The organism is Thermanaerosceptrum fracticalcis (genome assembly GCF_000746025.2).
Classification (GTDB): domain Bacteria; phylum Bacillota; class Peptococcia; order DRI-13; family DRI-13; genus Thermanaerosceptrum; species Thermanaerosceptrum fracticalcis.
Window position 1 is genome coordinate 2,027,207 of the sequence record NZ_CP045798.1, and the last position, 19,448, is coordinate 2,046,654.

Sequence of the window (19,448 nt, forward strand, 5' to 3'; positions counted from 1 at the left end):
TTTAAAAACCCCGGCTGTAGTCTTGAAAACAATCAAGACACACCTTTTTCCCATCCTGGATCCTTGCTTTCCCTTCATGGACACCCTCACCACAGCTTTCGCAGACTAATGTAGCAAACAGCCGGGCTTTCTCCGGCAGGGGAAAGTGGGGTTTTTTGAAGTCAAAGAGCTCTTCCAGTTCTGCCTGGAGGATATATTCCTGGCGTTTATCCCTCTCTATTTCCTCTCGGAAAGGTTTTAAGACTATGCGCAACCCCTGGCCAGTTTTCCGGCTGAAAAAGGTAAAGGCCTGTTTGCCCGTACCCCTGTAGATAAGGTTCCCCTTACCCAGGCTGCATCCTGTAAGGACCTGGATGGCATCGACGCCGCAGGCATCATTTTCCGTAACACAAACGATTTCTTCATCCCGGGAAAAAGTAATCCCCATCTTGGCCATGGCCCCTTCTACAGCCCTGACCCCAATGGCCAGGCCGGGGCACTCATGCCCGTGGAAACTTACTGCTTTTTCCCATAACTTTAGATCCGTCATAAACTTCTTCCAACCCCTTTCATATTCTTAAAAAAAAAATAAAGCCATAAAAAGTCGACCTGACGCTTCCTGCGCCATTCCAACCTTCATGGCTTACTTTTTTTGTATTGCAAAAGTCATAAGTTTTGTTGCGGAACCTTCTTGGCCCCTGTCTGTTTTTCATTGTAAATCAGACGCCAAATTTTGTCTAGTTTTTAATCAATGACATAATCTATAAAATCTTCCCAGCATACCCTTCATAAATCAGTCTGACCCCGGCCAGCAGGCCTTCCTCGTTTTCAAGGGCCTCCAGGTTATAAAGAAAAGCTTGGGCCATACTGCGCAAAGGCAGATACAGCACATCCCCCTCCCGGAAGGGCAGCCCTCCCATTTCCCCTGTTACATCTTCAGAAGATGCTGAATCCTTAAGAACACGGAAGGTTTTCTCCCCTTCTTTCACTAAAACCTTTTTTTCAAAACGTTCCAAGATAAAGCCCCCATCTTCTGTGGACTTTCTAATTTTTAAATCCAGGAGCCCTTCCAGAGCATCAAGGGGTACATAAGTAACGCCTTCTACCAAACGGGGAGGGCTTGCGGCAGAAAAAATCTTGCCTTCCGCCATATAGGCTGACGCACCGAAAAAGAGGGCGCTTTCCCTTTTCTGGAGGGCTTCTGCTGCCGCAAAAGTCACAGGGAAAGAGGCCAGATAAGTCTGGGTGGTGGAACTGCTGCCCACAGTTTTGGTTATATCAAGTAAAACAATGAATTCATAGGTCCCAGGTGTATCGCAAAAAACGTTGATGCTGCTCTGCCCTTTATTGACCATATCCACGCGGAAGCGGCTGCCCTCTCAGTTACAGGAGCTCCTTCTTTTTTGCTTTCTGATGATCCCGACAAGGAAGACGCCTGTCCTGTCGGCGCAGGGACATTTGCCCCGGCCGCCGGGGCTGTTTCTTTGACTTCTCCCGGTTTCTCCGCCTTTTCTTCCAAGGAACCATAAACTTCAGGATAAATTATCTGGGCCAGGTAAGCCAGGGCCTGGGGATATTCCAGAGCAGGGTTGTATAAAAACCACCTGGGCGGCAGGTAATGGACTCTGCCCTCCTTAACAGCTTTCAGCTTCTGGAAGGAAGGATTGCTGCCCAAGTCAGCCTGGATTCTTTCTTTGATTTCCGGCAGACTCCCCATGACCGTAACCACAATGACATCGGGGTTTTCTTCCACCACTTTCTCCAAACTGAAGGGACTGCGGGTATGATAAGTTTTTAGGGGTATGCTACCCGCCGCAATATTTTCCGCACCCAGGAGCTTCAGCATACCTCCGGTAACGCTGGTTTCATTTTCTACGGTTATTTCCCGGGCTGAAGCATAAATAATCAAGGCTTTTTTCTTTTTCTCCGGTTTCTTTTCCACAATTTCCCCGATTTTTTGCTCCAACCCTTTATTAATTTCTTCGGCTTTCTGGGGATTGCCCAGGATTTTTCCCATTAGTTTCACTTTTTCCATAGTATCTTGATGAGTCCGCATATTTAAAAGCAATAAAGGTATCCCGCTGGCTTCCAGAGCCGGCCCCAGATTTTCGTGCATGGCCGTCCGCCCGATGACCAAATCAGGTTTAAGGGCTGTCAGTTCCTCCAGGTTAAGATTGGCAATATGGCCCAGAGGCTTGGCAGCGAAGGCTTCCTGGGGAATGTACTGGGCCGTGGAAGGACGACCGATGATTTTGCCCCCTAAAGCATAATAGATGCTGATATAGTCATCGGATAAGATTACCACCCGCTCGGGTTTTTCTTTGATTTTCACTTTTTTACCGGTATCATCGGTGATTTCCAGAAAAGCAGCTGAAGAAGCCGTTTCCTGCTTTTTGCCGCAACCGGCCAGGGCGGAAACCAAAAAGGCAATCAATAGAATAAGAGCTATGGTTTTCTTTTTATTCATGTTTATAGCCATTCCTTTCGCCTCCTAATTCATGAAGGGTCTTTTTTATAACCCGTCTTCGATATCCCCTTCTCCTTCCAGATATACCTGATAAAGGAGAGATCTTTCTTCCTCACTGGCTTGCCAGTAACCCCTCTTATCGTATTCCAGCATAGTTTCCAAAAGGTCTTGATAGGCAAAGGCATTGTTTTCTTTCATCCTTTGCCTCATTCTTTCGTCAGCCACGTAAGTCTTGTGGAGCTCCCGGAACACCCACTGCCTCACTTGACCGGTAGTGGCCGCCAGCCCCAGGATATTTAAAAAGCGCTTGGCAATTTCTTGGCCTCCCCGGGAGGGATGCTTAAGCATAGCTTCGATCCAGCGGGGATTTAAGAAACGGGTGCGCACCCCCCTGTCGATGGCCTGGTCTGCCTTTTCCGTTTCCACCGTCTCCCCTGTGGTATCGGTGATGAAAATTTCCGGTGGCCGGCCCTTTACGCTTTTTACGGCCTGGGCCAAACCCCCCAAAAATTCATAATAATGGTCCAGATCCGTAACTTCATACTCATGGCTGGACCTAATTTGCCCCACCACATCCACCGCTTCCAGCTGCCGGGCATAAAGATCGGGCATAGGGGTACCCCGGAAATTTTCACTGTATACATTCCGTAAGCTGGCAAAAAAGGTCTCCCCTAACTGCTCTTCTCTCTGCCAGTTTTTGGTTTCCAGGAGTTTGGTTACTCTGGTGCCGTATTCACCCTCCTGGGGCCCGAAAATCCTGGCCCTGGCCAACTCCCGGGCTTTTTCTTCGCTGAAGCCCTTTTCTAAGAGCAAAGCCTGGAGCCTGCGGGTATGGGCTAAAAAATAATTCATTTCCTCGGGTTCATCCCGCAAGGACAGTTCATATAAAAGATTGTTCAAATCATGGATCAGCTGGGGAAACATGTCCCGGAAAAACCCACAAATATTGATCACCACATCAATGCGGGGACGCCCCAGTTCTTCCAGGGGAATTATTTCATAAAGGGTCTGGTACAGACTTTTCCTTCCCCGGAAGCGAATTCCCAGATAGTGAAGGATTTGCCCGATAGTTTCCCCTTGGGTTCGGGAAGTTTCCAGTCCCCAAAGCACCACCGCCGTACTCTGGGGAAAGACCCCGTGGCGGCGCCGGTATTCCTCCCATGTTTTGCGGGCCAGGGCCCCCCGGCGGCAAGCTATTTCCCCGGGAATTAAGCGGGGATCAAACTGATACAGGTTGTAGCCTGTGGGGAAAATTTCCGGATTCTTAAAGCAGTCCCCCGCCAGTTTAGCCGAGAGGTAGCAGCCGGCCAAGGCTTTTAACAAGCCTTGCCCTTCATGATTTTTGCAGGCCTCCTCTTTGGCCTTGAAACCTGTCTGTAAAGCTTGTACTATTTCTTTTTTGTGTTCCTCCGGATAACCAAAATCTTTTGGCAGTTTACCTTCCCGGCAGAAAACTTGCACCAATCTCTGGGCTTCTCCCGCCAGTGAAGCCAGTTGTGCAGTTGCCCCAGACTCCATGAGCCCCTCGTAATCCAACCCTTGGGCTTCAGCCAAAAGGCGGGAAAGGGATTTTTGCCCCTCCCTGTCATAACGCAGGACGTATTCCATATAATGTCTGCCTTCTTCTTCCCCGTAACCCTGGCCGAAAATATGGAGACCTAAAGGGATGAGGGCCCTTTTCATACGGTAAAGTGCCTTTTCCAGTTGAGGCAAATCCTCGGCCATGATTCCTACCTGACGGGCCCTTTCTAAAAGAAGTTCCTTGATTTCCTCACACTTGCCTGGACTCAAAGAGCGGGCTTCCCAGTATTCGTGAAGCAAAGCCTCCAGTTGGCTGTACTCCCCGTAAAGTTGGCTTTCCCCGAAGGGCGGAGGTTGATAACCCACCAATAGGGCATGGGAACGCCTTTTGGCCGCCATGGCTTCAGCCGGGTTTCCCGCATAATACAGGTAGATATGGGGGATCTCCCCCAGACACAGATCGGGGAAACAGGAACCGGACATGCCGCACTCCTTGCCCGGCAAGAATTCCAAAGTACCGTGGGTCCCCACGTGGATAATGACATGGGCCCCGAATTCTTCCCTCAGCCACTGGTAAAAGGCCAGATACTGGTAAGGAGGGGGTAGGTTTTCATCATGGTAGACTTTTTCCGGGTTTTCATGGACCCCACGGGTAGGCTGAAGGCCGATAAAAACATTCTCCAGCACCACGCCGGGCAGTAAAAAGTTCCCGTCCGCCGTCATAACCTCCCCGGGGGCTTTTCCCCATTCTTTTTCCAACCGAGAAAGAGGCACAGGACCCTGATATTTTTCCAGAAAAGACTGCACCGGATAGAGGATATAACCCCTTTCCCGGTAATCCCTGTTCCAGCGGGGTGAGTTTACCAGCCTGTCCGGAGCAAATATTTCCCTCAATTCTTGGGCCGTCAGTACCTTGGTACGATAGCCCCCTTCCTGGAGATACTGAAGGAGGTTGGCCACCGAGGCGAAAGTATCCAGAAAAGCACCGCCGAAAATACTGCCTTCTCCCGGCGGGTAGTTATAACAAACAATGGCCGCCTTTTTCTCCCCGCGCGGGAGGCTCTGTAGCTTAAGCCAGCTCTGGACATGTTTTTTTAATCTTTCTACCCTTTCGGCAATTATGTCAATTTCTTTTAAATCAACATCGTCCTTCTCCTGATGGGTAAGGCGCCCGATCCCGCCCACAGGATAAGTGAGAATGCTGCCGTCCAGTTCGGGAAGCATGACAGAAATGAGGAATTCACTGCTGTTAATCCCCTGTTTTGCCTCCTCCCATTCTTTAATCTCCCGCCTGTTCATAAAAAAGGGATGCAAAACAGGTACATCAAGTCTTTGCAAAAACTCTACCCCGGCCTGGGCATCTCCTCCCATGGGTCCTGCCCCCAAACGGAAAGACAAAAGATTGAGGAGGAGCCGGGGCTTTCTTTCTCCCCCCTCCTGCAGGATCTTTTCCAGACCCCTGATTTCCCTGCCGGTAAAGGAGGTCAGGGCCACCGGCAGCACATTGGCTATCTGGCTTAGTTCCGTCCTGATTTTATGTACTGCAGGTCCTGTCCGGGCCGGATAATTATGGCCGTAATAGAGGAGGGCAATGACAGGTTTCCCCTGTTCATAGCCCCAACGGGCAAAATAAGCACGGGCATCAGGGAAAGTCTCCCTTGTCAAGGGATCCATAATACTTACAGGATCCGCTGTCTGAGGATTACCGGGCCGAGGCAGGTAAGTCAGGGAGCCGTACTCCCGCAACAGCAGCAAAAGAAAGTTTCTAATATTTTCTTCGCCGGCAAAACGCCAGTATTCCAGAAGACGCAAATAATTGCGCAAATCCCTCAAAATACCTATCGGCATCAGGGAGGCGGCCTTTTCCCCTATTTCCATCATTTTTTTCATCTTGGCCAACGAGGCCTCTCCCCCCTCACCGGACATCCTGGACCCATCCAAACGCCCCAGCCGGAGGAGACTGCGGATCCCCGAATTTTCCCCGCCAAAAGGTACGATAAACCCCCGGAAAGCTTGAGCCCGGTTTAAAAGATAAGCCTGGAGTTCACCGGGTGCCCCCATCAGGTCCAAGATCAAAAACCGGGAGGCATCCAGGGCCTGGTTTAACTTCTCCTTCTTGGCGGGCGGAAGTTTCTTCTCACCGTTAAATAGGTGAAGTCGGAAGGCCCCGGGATATTGACTAAGGAGCTTATCCCTGACGATGACCAGGTCCTCCAGGGCTGCATAAGAAACAGTAACAACCGTTATCTCTACCAAAATTTACACCCCCCTGATAATGCTGTATCTATCTTTCCCGTTCAAATTCGTGTAAAAAACAGGTCACACAATGCTTAACAGTCCGGTGACTTACTTCTTCCAACCTTACATAGCGACCGCCCATGACTTCTGCCAACCGGCGGGCTAAACCCAGAGAAAAAGCCCCTTCTTCCGTGTCCAGGACCAAAGAGATAATTCCTTTTTGTCTATAGATTCCAGCAGCATTTAAGGCTGCTTCCAGGGGGTTTTGCCCTTCTCGGGCCCAGTTGCACCGTCCGTCGCTGACTAGGATCAGGATAGGGGTCAGGGCTTTGTTTTTGCGCCGGGCCTGGGTGATAACCTCTAAGCCCTGGAGCAGCCCTTCGGCCAAAGGAGTTTTCCCTCCTGTAGCCAATTCTGCCAGATATTTTTGGGCCCTTTCCGGACTTGGAGTCGGAGGCAGCAAAACCCGGGAACGATCCTGGCGAAAAGCCACAAGGGCTACCTGCTGCCTTTTGCGGTAAGCCTCCTTAAGGAGGGAGAGGAGGGCTCCCTTTACTGCCCCCATCCTGGCCCTGGCCCCCATGGACCCGCTGGCATCAACCACAAAAACCAGCAAATGCTGGGGAGGATTTTCTCTGATTTTTTCCCGAAAGTCCCGGGGCTCTATCTTTAAGAACCCCCCTTCCTTTTTGCGCCAAGGCTGACACAAGGCCGCCGCCCTTAAGGTGGCATCAAGGGCCACATCCCCTGCGTTTAATTCCTTTCCCCGGGGATAAGTCCAGCCGGCGTACCGTCCTCTCTTCTTTCTGCACTCCCTGGTTCCTCGCCAGTCTCCTCTCCCCTTTCCTCCTGCCCCTGCCAGGCCGGGGGGAAGAATACCGTCTGAAAGAACTATTTCTTCAGGGTTATCTTTTCGCTCTTCAGCCTGACCCATGCCCTTACGCCAGTGGTTACCAGGGGGTAACCCCTTTTTTTCTTCCCTTCTATCTTCCTTTTCCGGAGGTGCTCCCGCCCCAGGCGGAAGAGGTTTCCCCTGAGCCTCCCCGGGCTGCCGGCTTTGACGGTGGGGCAGAGCATAGGCGGCGGCTTTCTTCACATCCTGGACCGTTACCGCCTTTCTTCCGTCCCAAGCAGCCAAAGCTCTGGCACACTCCACCATGACCAGCTCCCCCGGTGACCTTTACTCCCCGCTGCCTGGGCCAGTTCTGCCGCTAAACCCAGGATCTCTTCTCCGGTCTTTACTTCCGGCAGGATCCTGCGGGCTGATTTTAATTTGCGGGCAAGCTCCGCCCCTTCCTCCTGCCACAAGGCCAGAAAACCTGCAGGGTTTTCTTCAAAGACCAGCCTTCTCTTGACTATTTCTTTGCGCAATTCCTCATCTTTTATGCCCTTCACTTCTACATATAAACCAAAGCGATCCAAAAGCTGGGGGGAAAGCTCCCCTTCCTCGGGATTCATAGTGCCCACCAGCACAAAACGAGACTGATGACAAAGGGAAATCCCTTCCCTTTCCACCCTGTTGACTCCGGTGGCTGCCGCATCCAGTATTTTTTTTACAAGGAACGGGGGCAAAAGATTTATTTCATCTATGTAAAGCACATGGCCGTGGGCCTGGGCTAAGATACCGGGCTGCAGCACCTTTTCTCCTCTTTGCAACATTTTTTCTAAATCTATCCCCCCTACCAAGCGGTCTTCCGTGGTATTAAGGGGGACTTCCACTATTTTCAAGGAGTCATCCAAAGTTACCAGAGAACGAACCAGGGAAGATTTGGCCGTCCCTTTGGCCCCGGAAAGGAGCACCCCCTGAACCCGGGGATTAATCAGACTCAGAAGCAGGGCTTCCTTGGCCTCCTCCTGTCCTACGACGGCCCCGAAGGGATATAGTTGTTTTCTGCTCATTTTTTCTCCCCGTCAAAGATGATTTTTTTAACGGCTTCTTCATCCAGGATCCCCGACTGAAAAGGCAGGCGTTTCATACGGTGGGGCAGAGCCAGAAGGGCGCTTTCCCACAATTCGTCTTCCCCTACTTCCTGCTGTCCTTTATAAGCAGCCAGAGTTTTAGCCGTCTTGATCATGGTCAGATCGGCCCGATGACCGTCAACTTCCAGCACCAAGGAAAGGCGGGCTGTTTTTTCATAAATTCTTTCGGGCACCACAACTGCAGACAGCAAGGACCTGGCTTCTGTAATGCGCCGGAGCAGCTTTTCCTCCTCTGCCTGGTAGCGGGCCGCAAACCCCGCGGGGTCTTCTTCAAAGGCCATTCTCCTTTTGATGACCTCCATGCGCATAAGAATTCCCTGTTCCCCTTTTACTTCCACCGAAAGGCCGAAGCGGTCCAACAACTGGGGCCTGAGTTCCCCTTCCTCGGGGTTCATAGTGCCCACCAGCACAAAGCGGGCAGGATGACTAAAAGAAATGCCTTCCCTTTCCACAGTATTCACACCCATGGCGGCGGCATCCAGCAGCAGATCCACCAAGTGGTCATCCAGGAGATTCACTTCATCCACGTAAAGAATGTTGCGGTGGGCCCAGGCCAAGATTCCCGGCTCAAACCGTTTTTCCCCCGCTTTAATGGCATGCTCCAGGTCAATGGTCCCCGCTACCCGGTCCTCGGTAGCATTTATCGGCAGCTCTATAACCCTCATTTTTTCTCTGATGACGGAAAATTGTCCATCTTCCTTCTTTTTCTTACAGTCAGGACAAAGGGAACTCTCCTCCCAAGGATTGCAGTTAAAGGGACAGCCCGCTACTTTTTCCAAAGGAGGCAAAAGGCTGGCCAAAGCCCTTACCGCCGTGGATTTAGCCGTTCCCTTCTCTCCTCTGATCAATACCCCGCCTAAAGCAGGATTCACCACATTCAGTATCAGGGCTTTTTTCATCCTTTCCTGACCTACCAGGGCAGAAAAGGGATAATAGGATGTTATTTCCATAGATATAAACCGCCTTTCTTTTTCCTTTTATTCAACCCTGCGGCATAGCAGGACAGCACTGCCATAAAGCAAGAAGGCTCCAACTTCACTCTGCGCAGCTTTCCTTCTCTGCCTTCCTTTTCCAGGTAAGCCCTGGCCTTTTCATGGCTGGGGAAATAATGGACTTCCATTCCTTCCCGTCCTTTTATTTCTACGGCAAATTGCCCCAGGTTTTTAGCCAGTTCTCCGGGTCTCCCCTCCCTGACTACTTGTCCCTGGTACATAAAAACAATGCGCTGGCAAAGGATTTCGGCCTCTTCCAGATAATGAGTGGTCAAAAGCATGGTCATGCCCTGCCTGTTCAACTCTAAAAGAAGCTGCCATATTTCTTGCCTTATTTCCGGGTCCAGACCTGCCGTGGGTTCGTCAAGGACCAACAGTTCCGGCTGGTGCATGAGGGCCCTGGCCAGAAGCAGCCTCCTTTTCATGCCTCCGGAAAAATTTTCTACTTGCCGGTTTGAAATTTTCCAATCCCGTAAATGCCAGTACTTCTCGGATTTTACGGTCCCTTTCCTCTCCCGGGATATGAAAAAGGCGGCCGTGAAACTCCAGGTTTTCCCAGGCTGTTAATTCACCTTCCAGGTTATTATGTTGAGGGATAAGTCCTATTTTGCTCTTAATGCTGTAAAGATCCCGGGAAAAAATCTGGCCAAAGAGCCTGATTTCACCCCCTGTGGGCTTGAGCAAGCCGCATACCATCCGGATTAGCGTGGTTTTCCCTGCCCCGTTAGGACCCAAAAGCCCCAAAAAATCCCCCGCTTCTACCTTCAGCTTTACGGCATCCACTGCAGTAAAGTTGCCAAATTTTTTTGTGCAGTTAATTATTTCTAGCACAGGCATGTTTTCAGCTCCCTTATCTGGCCAGTCCTTTAATAAAAATGCGGGGCAGTCCTTGTTGATCCCAGCATACCTCCACTTCCACCCCGTAAAGGCGCCGCAAATTCTCCGGGTTAATAACCTCCCGGGGGGAACCCATAGCCATAATCTTCCCCTGTTCCATCAACACAACCTTCTCCGCATAGCGGGCGGCCTGAGCCACATCATGAAGGACGGCGACAACAGTAAGTCCTTCTTCCTTGTTCAGTTCCCGCACTAATTCCAACAATTCCAGCTGGTGGGCAATATCCAGGTATGTGGTAGGTTCATCCAGAAGAATTATTTCAGGTTTTTGGGCCAAAGCCATAGCCAGAAAAACCCGCTGTCTTTCCCCTCCTGAAAGTTCTCCCATCCTGCGCAGAGCAAATTGCTGGACCTTTGTCCTGGCCATGGCCCAGGCAATAATCTTCAGGTCTTCCTGGGTATTGCCCCGCCACCATTTCTGGTGGGGGTAGCGCCCGTAACTCACCATATCCTTGACCAAAATATCGGGAGGGGCCACGGCCCCCTGGACCAGAATAGCCAGGCGTCTGGCTAAAGCTTTAGTATCCATGCTGGTGATTTTTTCCTTGCGGTAAAAGACACTGCCCCCATCAGGCTTCAGGTTGCGGGAAAGAAGCTTCAAAAGGGTTGACTTGCCGGAGCCGTTGGGACCCAAAACAGCCATAAAATCCCCTTCATTAATCTCTAAAGACATTTTTTTTAGAACTTCCTTTTTTTTATAAGCAAATTTCACCCCATCAACATTTAAAAGGGCCATCAGCTTTCCCTCCTTAAGAGATAGAGAAAAAAGGGCGCCCCCAGAAAAGCCATAATGATGCCCACGGGCAGTTCTACAGGAGCAAAGGCCAGCCTAGCCACCGTATCGCTGATGGTGACCACCCCTGTTCCCAAAAGGGCCGCTGCCGGCAGAAGAAACTTATGGTCCCCGCCGATCAAAAGCCTGGCTGCATGGGGCACAATCAAGCCGACAAAACCTAAAAGCCCCACCACACTGACAGCACTGGCCGCAAGCAGAGCCGCCACTGCTGTTAATCCGATCCGGACAGCTTCTACTTTCAGACCCAGGCCCCGGGCAATTTCATCCCCCAGGCGCAGAATATTCAATTTTTGTGCACCGTAAAAAGCGATTAAAACCCCTAGCAGGGTATAAGGTAAAATAACCTTGAAGTGGGGCCAGCTGCGGGCGGAAAGACCGCCAGCCATCCACATCAGGGCCCCATGGACCCGGTCGCTGTAAAAAATCATCAGGGCGGAAATAAAGGAACCCAAAAAAGCAGAAACCGCCACCCCGGCCAGGATCACCCGCATAGGCTGAATATCCCCGCCCTTCCAGGCCAGAATGTAAATCAGACACGCTGCCCCCATGGCCCCCAAAAAAGCCACAGGCACCAGCAAGTGAGTATTGTGGGGAAAAACAATGAGGATAATAATGCCGGCTAAACCTGCCCCTGAAGAAATACCGATGATACCAGGATCAGCCAGGGGATTGCGCATCACACACTGGAGGATAGTGCCAGCCAGGGAGAGATTAATGCCCACCAGGGCTCCCACCAGGGTGCGGGGCAGACGAATATTGCGCATCACATGGGCCCAGGGTTCCTGGCTTTCCTCGGTAAAACTTTGCCAGATCTGCCCCAGGCTTATTTCCATAGCCCCTTTACTTAAACTGAAAAGAATACCCCCTACAGCCATCAAGAAAAACACAACCAAAATAAAAAACCGCCATACCCTTAAATCCTTTAACTGTCTAAACAGCTTTTGCCCACCAACTAACATGGACCTAATTCCTGCCCTTCTAACTGGATTTCGCTCCCCTAAAAAAAGGGCCTCAATAATCTAAAAAATATATTGAGGCTGAACTAAAGAAAATTAGTGGAGGGTGTATCAAGAGGGGGCTTTCCTACGGCTATGCCAAGGCCGGGGGGGCTGCACTTCCCTAAAAGCCTTGACAGATGGCCCAAGGTCCACCCCTATCAAAAAGAGACAAGCTCTTTTTTGTAAAAAAGAATGCCCTTTGACGGGCACCAGAGAGTAGAATGTTTGACCGGAAAACAAAAATTAAAGCCTCTTAGCAACGCTAAGAGGCTTCCCCATCAATAAGCAACAGCAAACATGCAGGCTGACATTCTTCCCCTGTCCCCCACAAACTACGTTTAAGGCAGGTCTCCTGACTTGCGGTTCATCCTCCTTACTGCCTTCCCGGGTATGACCAGTGGCATAAAAGTAAATCGTCACCGCTTACAGTGGTGGGTCCGTGCCGGATTCACACCGGCTTCCCTATTCTCCCTTGCTACAGGGCACCTTAAACTGACCATATTCAATTTATTAAGCTAATTACAAGCTAATTATATCTCCCTTTTTTCCATTTGTCAAAACAGATTAATCATTATGCACAAAAACAGGAAACTGGGAAACAACCCTCCCCGCTTTTCTCTCCTGGTGACCCGCCCGGGACTCGAACCCGGTACCCACTGATTAAGAGTCAGTAGCTCTACCAATTAAGCTAGCGAGTCATGGCTAGGGCGAAAGGATTTGACACCCCAATTTATTATTTAATTTAATCATAGCATGTGCTTTGTAAAATAAATTACCCATGACAAAAAGTTATCATCATCTAAACAGCAATAACTCCTTATTTTTTTGCATGAAAATTTCCTTGTTTCGTTATACTACGAGTTAATCTAAAATATGCTAAAATGAAAGTTGCGACAATCTAAAAAAAGTTCAGGTGATGGTCCTTCCTATGCTCACCGATGCGCAAATCAAAGAAGTAACTGTTTTGGAAACAACCTACAGCAAAGGTCTCAAATATTACCAGGACGGCAGCGTGTTGTCCCTTCATTACGACCGCAAGAACAACAGCTTTTTAGCCGTAGTGCGAGGCACCTATAAATATTATGTGAATGTAACGTTCAACAGCAGAAACCAGCTGGACGACTATGCCTGCCAGTGTGAGGCCTTCTTCAGCTACGATGGGGCCTGCAAACATATCGTGGCCGTCATGAAAGCCATTCAGGCCGACTGGCATAAATATTTCGGTACTTTCCAGCCATATGAAACCAAAGGGCCCCAGACAGCGCCAAAACTTCCCCAGGGTGTCCAATCTTTCCTGGATTTTTTCAGCAATAGAACATCTTCTTCCCTTGAGGAGCAAAACACCGTAACGGCCATCCTGAAACCGGAATTTAATTTTTTTTTTGTACCAGGACGGTTCCAAAGTGAGCTGGCTGGAATTTACCGTCGGCAGCGGTAAAATGTACACCGTAAAAGACTTGAAAAAATTCCTGGGAACTTTAGCCAAATCGGAAGAATTTACTTTCGGAAAAAACTTCAGCCTAAAACCTGGTGAGACAAAATTTGATCCTAAATCTGCCGCTCTGCTCCAATTCATCCAAACCATCGAAAGGGACGAAAAGCAACTTCTCAGTGGTCCGGGAACAACCCTTACGCCTATTACCTCAGCCAGTCTCTTTCCATTGACGGAAGAAAGCTGAGACTAAATAATACCAACTTGCTTAAATTCTTCGACCTGATGGGTGAAGACTCCTTCGTTATCAATATCAACAAAACCCTTGCCGATGTAACCAGAATCGTTAGTACCTTCCCTGGAGAAAATCGGTTCCGTCAGCCTGGCTCCCTCCTTAAAGGAGAAATTCTACAGGGCACCCCTGACTAAACACGTTTACCTTGACCGGGCCGGCAGCGGCATCAGTGCCCGGGTAGAATTCAAATATGGGCAGGCAGTGGTTAATCCCGCTGCCGATAAACAGGCAACCATATTCACTGACAAGGACAAAATCCTTATCAGACAGACAGTAGAAGAAAAAGAGATGGTAGACCTGTTCCTTAAATGGGGTTTCAAGAAACTTAAAGAGCATTTCCTTCTGGACAGCGAAGAAAAAATATATGACTTCCTGCAGGAAGGTCTTTCTGCTCTGGCCAGTCTGGCCGAAGTCTACTATTCAGAAGCTTTCAGAAACATAAGGATTAACACTTCCAGCCGTGTCACACCCGCAGTGAGGCTGAATATGGATACGAACCTTCTGGAAATGGCTTTGACTTATGAGCATTTGGACTCTAAAGAACTTATCGCATTATTAGGAGCATACAAACTGAAAAAAAAGTATTACAGGCTGAAAGACGGTTCTTTTCTTGCCCTTGATGGCGACTGGCTTCGGGAAATGGCCGAATTAACAGAAAATCTTGACCTCAGCGAAAAAGATTTGAAAAAAAGTATCATCAAGCTTCCTAAATACCGTACTCTCTATCTTGACAGCCTGGCCAAAGAAAAAAACCTCCACCTGGAGCGAAACAATGCTTTCAAACAAATAATTCAGGATATCCGGGAACCCCGTGAACTGGAATATTCGCTTCCCGAAGGGATCAAAGGCCAGCTCCGGGAATATCAGAAAACAGGCTTCAAGTGGCTTAAAACCCTGGCCTCTTACGGCCTGGGAGGTATCCTGGCCGATGATATGGGATTGGGAAAAACCTTACAGGTCTTAACCTTTCTCCTTGCAGAAAAAAACAATCCTCCCAGGGACTCTGCCCCTTCCCTGGTTATAGCCCCCACTTCCCTGGTCTACAACTGGCAGGAAGAAGCGCAAAAATTTGCTCCGGAACTTAAGACAACCCTTATTGTCGGAAACCAGGAGGAACGGCAGAAAACTATCCAGGATCTGTCTAAGACAGATCTGGCGGTAACCTCCTATCCCCTGCTCAGAAGAGATATGGAACTCTATGAAAACCTTGAATTCAAATACTGTATCCTGGATGAAGCCCAGTATATCAAAAATCCCGACACCTTAAACGCTAAAGTCGTGAAAAGCATCAGAGCTCAAGGATATTTTGCCCTTACCGGTACTCCGTTGGAAAATTCACTGACCGAACTGTGGTCTATTTTTGACTTTCTCATGCCGGGATACCTTTTAAGCCATAACAAGTTCAAAAACAAATTCGAAACCCCTATTGTCAAACACCAGGATAAGAAGGCTCTGGAGGATCTGTCCCGTCATTTGCAGCCTTTCATCCTGCGTAGGACCAAAAAAGAAGTTTTGCAAGAACTTCCTCCCAAGATAGAAAGCAAGTTAACCTGCGAGATGACTGAGGAACAGCGCAAATTATATACAGCCTATCTCTTCCAGGCCAAAAAAGAGTTTGAGGAAGAACTCCTGGCCCACGGCTTTGAAAAAAGCCAGCTTAAAATCCTGTCCCTCTTGACGCGGCTCAGACAAATCTGCTGCCACCCCGCCCTTTTTTTTGCAGACTATCAGGGAGGCAGCGGAAAAGCGGAAACCCTTATGGAATTATTAGCAGATGCCGTCAGTGCAGGGCACAGGGTTCTCCTTTTTTCCCAATTTACCAGCATGCTTTCTCTCCTAAAAGAAGAACTGGCAGCGGCTAAGATCTCCTACCACTACCTTGACGGTACAACGGAATCTAGGGAACGGCTCATGCTGGTCAACTCCTTTAATGCCGGGGAAAAAGAGGTGTTCTTGATTTCCCTGAAGGCTGGCGGGACAGGTTTGAACCTTACGGGGGCAGATATGGTGATCCACTATGACCCCTGGTGGAACCCGGCGGTTGAAGAACAAGCCGCAGACAGGGCTTATCGCATGGGCCAGCAAAACACCGTCCAGGTATTCAAAATGATCACCAAGGACACCATTGAAGAAAAGATTTATGACCTGCAGCAAAAGAAAAAAGAACTGATCCAGGCCGTTATCAGGCCGGGTGAAAACTTCCTGACGAAAATGAGCCAGGAAGAAATCAGAGCACTTTTTGATATTTAACAGCGTCAGGAGCCGAAATAATTTAGAAAAACACCCGACAGGAAATCTGCCGGGTATTTTAGTACTTCAGTCATATTTTTTAATTATTAGCATAACTAAAACTTACCCAGGAACTGGGCAATGAGGATACCAATCCCCAGTATCCAGACGTAAATGGAAAATACTTTTAAGGATCCCCGCTGGATGATGGCCAGCATCCATCTTACCGCGATATAACCGGCAACTGCCGCCGCTAAAGTGCCCGCCGCCAGGGCTCCCATGCTGATAGCCTCCACCTGTCCTTTAAAAAGCTTAACACTTTGTAAAACAACTGCCCCTAAAATAGCCGGCAGGGATAAGAGAAAGGAGAAACGGGCGGCCGCTTTTTTATCAATCCCCTGGAATAAGGCGCCGGAAATGGTTAAACCTGAGCGGGAAATGGCCGGTAAGATGGCAGCCCCCTGCAAGGTCCCCATGACCAGTGCATCTTTATATGTTATCTCATCTATATCCTTGTAACCTCTCTTTTTCAGATTATCGGCTATCCATAAAATAGTACCGGTCACCAGGAACTCCCATCCCACAGTCACACCGGTCTTGGAAATTTCCTCAAAAAAATCCTCAAAGGCCAAACCAATAACAGCAGTGGGAATGGTCCCGGCTATAACGAGGAGAGTTAAGCGGCTGAAAGGATGTTTTATCATATAAAGGATATCTTCCCAGAAGACAGCGACTACGGCTAAAAATGTTCCCAGGTGCAGCATGGTATCAAGAAAAAGCCCTGCCTCAGACAAGTTCAAGAGTTTCCTGCCTAATAAAAGATGACCTGTACTGCTGACGGGGAGGAATTCCGTCAATCCTTGTATAATCCCCAGTATTAACGCTTTTAAAATTTCTTCCATGTTCCCCTCCATACATTTAACTTAAAACATGAACATTGTAACAGAAAAGATGAGGAGGTTCCAGTAAAGATTATTCCCTTTTATTTAGTATATGCGTGAGATACTACAGTCTACCGGGCCATAAAACTACTAAAAGATACTTTTTCAGTAGATTTTACCCCATAAACTGTTAAAATGAAAGAGAAAACCTTAAATATAGGAGGCCTGTCCTTTGTCACTGAAAACCATACTTTACAGCGCTTTGGGTCTTTTCTTACTTTATGCGCTTTTTACCCTGGGACTGCCCTTTTTACTGGCTCTCCTTCTAGCACTGCTCTTGGAGCCCTTAATCCAACAGCTTAGCCAGAAAACGGGGTTCAAACGTATCTATACCGCTTTTTTTGTTTGCACTGTTTTCGTTATCTTCGTGATAGGCGTAGGCTACATTATTATCGCCAAGGTATCTAAGGAAATCGTAGGACTTGCCAAAACCCTGCTGATCTTTATTAAGGAAGCCCACGGTCTGGAGTGGCTTAACGATAGAACCCATCACTTATTTCAATCCCTTCCCCCTGAATACCAGGCAAGCCTCCACCAGATCTTTCGCGGTCTCCTGGAAGCCTTACAGGGAATGATCGGTCAAATTGCCGAAATCTTCTTCAACATTGCCAGAAAATTACCCAACGTCTTTTTAGAAGTTCTTATAGTATTTATTGCCTTATATCTGATTAGCCTTAATTTTCCCAGGCTTAAAGACAGGTTTATGCAGCTCTTCGACCCGGAAGTCCATGAAAGAGTGGAAATAGTATTAAAAAACCTGCAGCATGCCGTCATGGGTTTTATCAGAGCTCAGGTAATTGTCAGCATCATAATCTATTTTGTAGTATTCCTTGGTTTTCTTATCCTGGGAATCAGTTACCCCTCAGCAACAGCTCTTCTCGTTACCATTGTCGATATCCTGCCGGTATTGGGAACAGGTTCTGTGATTATTCCCATGTCCATCTACGAATATATGACGGGTCATTATTTCCAAAGTATTGGCCTCTTAATTCACTATGCTATTATTATTACTTTCCGCCGTATCGTCGAGCCCAAAATCATGGCCAATGCCATGGGTATAGGGGCCCTCTCCGCTTTAATCAGTATGTATATAGGCTTTAAACTCACAGGGTTCATTGGTCTTATTCTCGGCCCTTCCGTGGTGATTTTCTTCCAAGCCCTGGTACAGGTGGGGATAATTAAAGTTAAAATAAAGTTTTAGTAAAGTGTGGGGCCTAAAGTCAGGCCCCCTCTTTTTTTATAAACAGCATTGCAATCTTCTTTCCCGTAGCCCGCATCTTTTGCTTCCTGGTAGTACTCCTTGGCCACTTTGCATAATTTTGCATCCAGCCCCCAGCCAGGCCTCTGCCATTTCTACCCCCAGTTTTACACTTTCAGAGCAAGTCCCAGACCAAAACGGTTGGCAAAATCATTGTTAATAATCCAGGGGCCCCGTTACTTTAATGTGTCAATGGATAGGCCCCTACTCACATAGGCACTAACTTTATTTCCCCCCGTACCGCCATCTTATCGCCCAGGATAGCCACAGCACCTGTTACCCCTGAAATATTGAGGGCAAAATTGACGGCTCTTTCCAGGTTATCGGTGTTTTGCACCATGTTACAGGCGGCAGTAGCCACAGCGTCGGCCAGGGTGGCCGAAGGAGATAAAATTACCATCGCGTCGGCTTTGCCAAAACTTAAACTATGTCCCACCGTACCGGAAGAGGTGCAGATTCCGAGAGGTGTACGACCAGGCCTAATTTCCAGGGCTATACGATGGGTAAAAGGAGAGTTGCCGGCAAAAATTCCCACGCGCCTGGTTTTACTGGTTTTCAGCCAGATGTCACCGCCGTTTTCTACAATAACCTCCCTGGAAAAAGCGGCCAGTTTTTTGCCTACTGTTTCCGAAAAATACCCTGCCACCGCCGCCATAGGCCCTACGCCGGCCAACTGGGCGGCTCTACTCATCTCCACTACCGAAAAGGGTGCATCAGGGAGAGGCTGATAAGGCTCCAGAGTGGTGAGAAAAACAGGGTCACGGCTGATATATTCTTTTAAAAGGTAACGCTCTTCACGGACTACAGCTTTTGCCAACTCTATGATTCTTGCATCATATCTTTCTTTCCTTACGGCAATATCCAGGTCAGTCTCCTCTACCATAACCTGAAAATGGCACAGGTCCTTCTGCTGGTGCAGGGTCCGGTAGGTGCGAGCTTCGTATACCACTTAAATTCTAACCTCCATGGCCTGTACGGGGCAGACTTTCAGGCACATTAAACAAACGATACAGTTGTCGCCGTCGAATTTTACTTCCATAGAAGGCCGCTCCATATACAAAGCCTGGGTAGGACAGTGGACCGTACAGGCCCCGCAGCTGGTACAGCGCTCTTCATTACGTACAACCTCCTGGGTTAAGGGCTGCACAGTGATTCCCTGTTTGCGCAGGAAAGAGATACCTTCCTTATATTTTTCTCCCGATAACTCCAGAACCATAGTTCCTTCCTTATGAGGGTTGATGGAGGCTTTCACAATATTAATGATTAAATCGTAATCCTTCACCAGGTGATAGATAATGGGCTTATCAGCAGTCTCTGCACTGAAGCGCAGGACAATTTTCTCAGGGGCCATAGCATTCACTCCATTCTTCAGTTACTAGTTACTAGTTATTAGTGATGAACGATCACCAATCACCGTTGACCGAT

General features: G+C 48.7%; 16 protein-coding genes, 1 tRNA gene, 3 pseudogenes and 1 riboswitch. Of the genes and pseudogenes, 5 read left to right on the plus strand and 15 right to left on the minus strand.

What is annotated here, in order from left to right:
* Nucleotide 1: 1 nt before the first annotated feature.
* The 12 genes and pseudogenes from BR63_RS10400 to BR63_RS10455 form a co-directional block, all read right to left on the minus strand.
* On the minus strand, nt 2-529 hold the full coding sequence (locus tag BR63_RS10400; protein WP_034420035.1) for an FmdE family protein: 528 nt from the start codon (nt 527-529) through the stop codon (nt 2-4).
* 211 nt (nt 530-740) lie between these two features.
* The gene (locus BR63_RS10405) at nt 741-1,334 is read right to left on the minus strand and encodes a hypothetical protein (RefSeq protein WP_034420037.1); all 594 of its coding nucleotides are present in this window, start codon (nt 1,332-1,334) and stop codon (nt 741-743) included.
* Entirely contained in the window at nt 1,253-2,458 is a 1,206-nt protein-coding gene (locus tag BR63_RS10410) for an ABC transporter substrate-binding protein (RefSeq protein ID WP_051965393.1), read from the minus strand. Before BR63_RS10410 ends, BR63_RS10405 begins: the two co-directional genes overlap by 82 nt.
* A gap of 33 nt (nt 2,459-2,491) precedes the next feature.
* Complete coding sequence (locus tag BR63_RS10415; RefSeq protein ID WP_034420039.1) at nt 2,492-6,223, minus strand: cobaltochelatase subunit CobN; 3,732 nt, start codon at nt 6,221-6,223, stop codon at nt 2,492-2,494.
* Between the two features lie 28 nt (nt 6,224-6,251).
* Nucleotides 6,252-7,364, minus strand: coding sequence for a VWA domain-containing protein (locus BR63_RS10420; RefSeq protein ID WP_153801994.1), 1,113 nt, complete (start codon nt 7,362-7,364; stop codon nt 6,252-6,254).
* A complete protein-coding gene (locus BR63_RS10425) occupies nt 7,313-8,104 on the minus strand; it encodes a magnesium chelatase ATPase subunit I (RefSeq protein WP_153801995.1) in 792 nt (263 codons plus the stop codon). The genes BR63_RS10420 and BR63_RS10425 overlap by 52 nt, the downstream gene beginning before the upstream one ends.
* Nucleotides 8,101-9,135 carry a magnesium chelatase ATPase subunit I gene (locus BR63_RS10430; RefSeq protein ID WP_034420040.1) on the minus strand — a complete coding sequence of 345 codons (1,035 nt, stop codon included), beginning with the start codon at nt 9,133-9,135 and terminating at the stop codon, nt 8,101-8,103. Before BR63_RS10430 ends, BR63_RS10425 begins: the two co-directional genes overlap by 4 nt.
* On the minus strand, nt 9,126-9,602 hold the full coding sequence (locus tag BR63_RS10435) for an AAA family ATPase (protein WP_161781848.1): 477 nt from the start codon (nt 9,600-9,602) through the stop codon (nt 9,126-9,128). The genes BR63_RS10430 and BR63_RS10435 overlap by 10 nt, the downstream gene beginning before the upstream one ends.
* Nucleotides 9,588-10,014 (minus strand): annotated as a pseudogene (locus BR63_RS10440) (ABC transporter ATP-binding protein); the annotation flags it as partial. The gene BR63_RS10435 and the pseudogene BR63_RS10440, both read right to left, overlap by 15 nt.
* 13 nt (nt 10,015-10,027) lie before the next feature.
* Nucleotides 10,028-10,744, minus strand: a pseudogene (locus tag BR63_RS10445) (ABC transporter ATP-binding protein); the annotation flags it as partial.
* 65 nt (nt 10,745-10,809) lie between these two features.
* On the minus strand, nt 10,810-11,829 hold the full coding sequence (locus BR63_RS10450; RefSeq protein ID WP_034420043.1) for a FecCD family ABC transporter permease: 1,020 nt from the start codon (nt 11,827-11,829) through the stop codon (nt 10,810-10,812).
* 364 nt (nt 11,830-12,193) lie between these two features.
* Nucleotides 12,194-12,373, minus strand: a riboswitch (cobalamin riboswitch).
* A 117-nt stretch (nt 12,374-12,490) separates the two neighbouring features.
* Nucleotides 12,491-12,566: transfer RNA gene (locus BR63_RS10455), tRNA-Lys, on the minus strand.
* 230 nt (nt 12,567-12,796) lie between these two features.
* Here BR63_RS10455 and BR63_RS19365 point away from each other — a divergent pair.
* The 4 genes and pseudogenes from BR63_RS19365 to BR63_RS19780 all read left to right on the plus strand — a co-directional run bounded on the left by BR63_RS19365 (nt 12,797) and on the right by BR63_RS19780 (nt 15,845).
* Nucleotides 12,797-13,306: an SWIM zinc finger family protein gene (locus tag BR63_RS19365; protein ID WP_034420045.1), complete on the plus strand. Its 510-nt coding sequence runs from the start codon at nt 12,797-12,799 to the stop codon at nt 13,304-13,306.
* Nucleotides 13,272-13,547 carry a hypothetical protein gene (locus BR63_RS19370; protein WP_034420046.1) on the plus strand — a complete coding sequence of 92 codons (276 nt, stop codon included), beginning with the start codon at nt 13,272-13,274 and terminating at the stop codon, nt 13,545-13,547. The genes BR63_RS19365 and BR63_RS19370 overlap by 35 nt, the downstream gene beginning before the upstream one ends.
* Nucleotides 13,548-13,655: 108 nt before the next feature.
* Nucleotides 13,656-15,293 (plus strand): annotated as a pseudogene (locus tag BR63_RS10460) (DEAD/DEAH box helicase); the annotation flags it as partial.
* Nucleotides 15,270-15,845 carry a DEAD/DEAH box helicase gene (locus tag BR63_RS19780; RefSeq protein ID WP_276568983.1) on the plus strand — a complete coding sequence of 192 codons (576 nt, stop codon included), beginning with the start codon at nt 15,270-15,272 and terminating at the stop codon, nt 15,843-15,845. The pseudogene BR63_RS10460 and the gene BR63_RS19780, both read left to right, overlap by 24 nt.
* Nucleotides 15,846-15,940: 95 nt before the next feature.
* On the opposite strand, the gene BR63_RS10465 is transcribed toward BR63_RS19780, so the two are convergent.
* Nucleotides 15,941-16,726 carry an undecaprenyl-diphosphate phosphatase gene (locus BR63_RS10465; RefSeq protein ID WP_034420048.1) on the minus strand — a complete coding sequence of 262 codons (786 nt, stop codon included), beginning with the start codon at nt 16,724-16,726 and terminating at the stop codon, nt 15,941-15,943.
* A gap of 211 nt (nt 16,727-16,937) precedes the next feature.
* Here BR63_RS10465 and ytvI point away from each other — a divergent pair, with 211 nt between their 5' ends.
* A complete protein-coding gene (ytvI, locus tag BR63_RS10470; protein ID WP_034420049.1) occupies nt 16,938-17,966 on the plus strand; it encodes a sporulation integral membrane protein YtvI in 1,029 nt (342 codons plus the stop codon).
* A 265-nt stretch (nt 17,967-18,231) separates the two neighbouring features.
* On the opposite strand, the gene BR63_RS10475 is transcribed toward ytvI, so the two are convergent.
* Nucleotides 18,232-18,972: a UPF0280 family protein gene (locus tag BR63_RS10475; RefSeq protein ID WP_034420051.1), complete on the minus strand. Its 741-nt coding sequence runs from the start codon at nt 18,970-18,972 to the stop codon at nt 18,232-18,234.
* Nucleotides 18,973-19,374 (minus strand): NIL domain-containing protein, encoded by a 402-nt coding sequence (locus BR63_RS10480; protein ID WP_034420053.1) that lies wholly within the window; start codon nt 19,372-19,374, stop codon nt 18,973-18,975.
* Nucleotides 19,375-19,448 lie beyond the last annotated feature (74 nt).

What these genes read in the sequence shown, in the direction of transcription:
- BR63_RS10400 (WP_034420035.1), bottom strand. Translation starts at nt 529, where the DNA reads ATGACGGATCTAAAGTTATGGGAAAAAGCAGTAAGTTTCCACGGGCAT.
- BR63_RS10405 (WP_034420037.1), bottom strand. Translation starts at nt 1,334, where the DNA reads ATGGTCAATAAAGGGCAGAGCAGCATCAACGTTTTTTGCGATACACCT.
- BR63_RS10410 (WP_051965393.1), bottom strand. Translation starts at nt 2,458, where the DNA reads ATGGCTATAAACATGAATAAAAAGAAAACCATAGCTCTTATTCTATTG.
- BR63_RS10420 (WP_153801994.1), bottom strand. Translation starts at nt 7,364, where the DNA reads ATGGTGGAGTGTGCCAGAGCTTTGGCTGCTTGGGACGGAAGAAAGGCG.
- BR63_RS10425 (WP_153801995.1), bottom strand. Translation starts at nt 8,104, where the DNA reads ATGAGCAGAAAACAACTATATCCCTTCGGGGCCGTCGTAGGACAGGAG.
- BR63_RS10430 (WP_034420040.1), bottom strand. Translation starts at nt 9,135, where the DNA reads ATGGAAATAACATCCTATTATCCCTTTTCTGCCCTGGTAGGTCAGGAA.
- BR63_RS10435 (WP_161781848.1), bottom strand. Translation starts at nt 9,602, where the DNA reads ATGAAAAGGAGGCTGCTTCTGGCCAGGGCCCTCATGCACCAGCCGGAA.
- BR63_RS10450 (WP_034420043.1), bottom strand. Translation starts at nt 11,829, where the DNA reads ATGTTAGTTGGTGGGCAAAAGCTGTTTAGACAGTTAAAGGATTTAAGG.
- BR63_RS19365 (WP_034420045.1), top strand. Translation starts at nt 12,797, where the DNA reads ATGCTCACCGATGCGCAAATCAAAGAAGTAACTGTTTTGGAAACAACC.
- BR63_RS10465 (WP_034420048.1), bottom strand. Translation starts at nt 16,726, where the DNA reads ATGGAAGAAATTTTAAAAGCGTTAATACTGGGGATTATACAAGGATTG.
- BR63_RS10480 (WP_034420053.1), bottom strand. Translation starts at nt 19,374, where the DNA reads ATGGCCCCTGAGAAAATTGTCCTGCGCTTCAGTGCAGAGACTGCTGAT.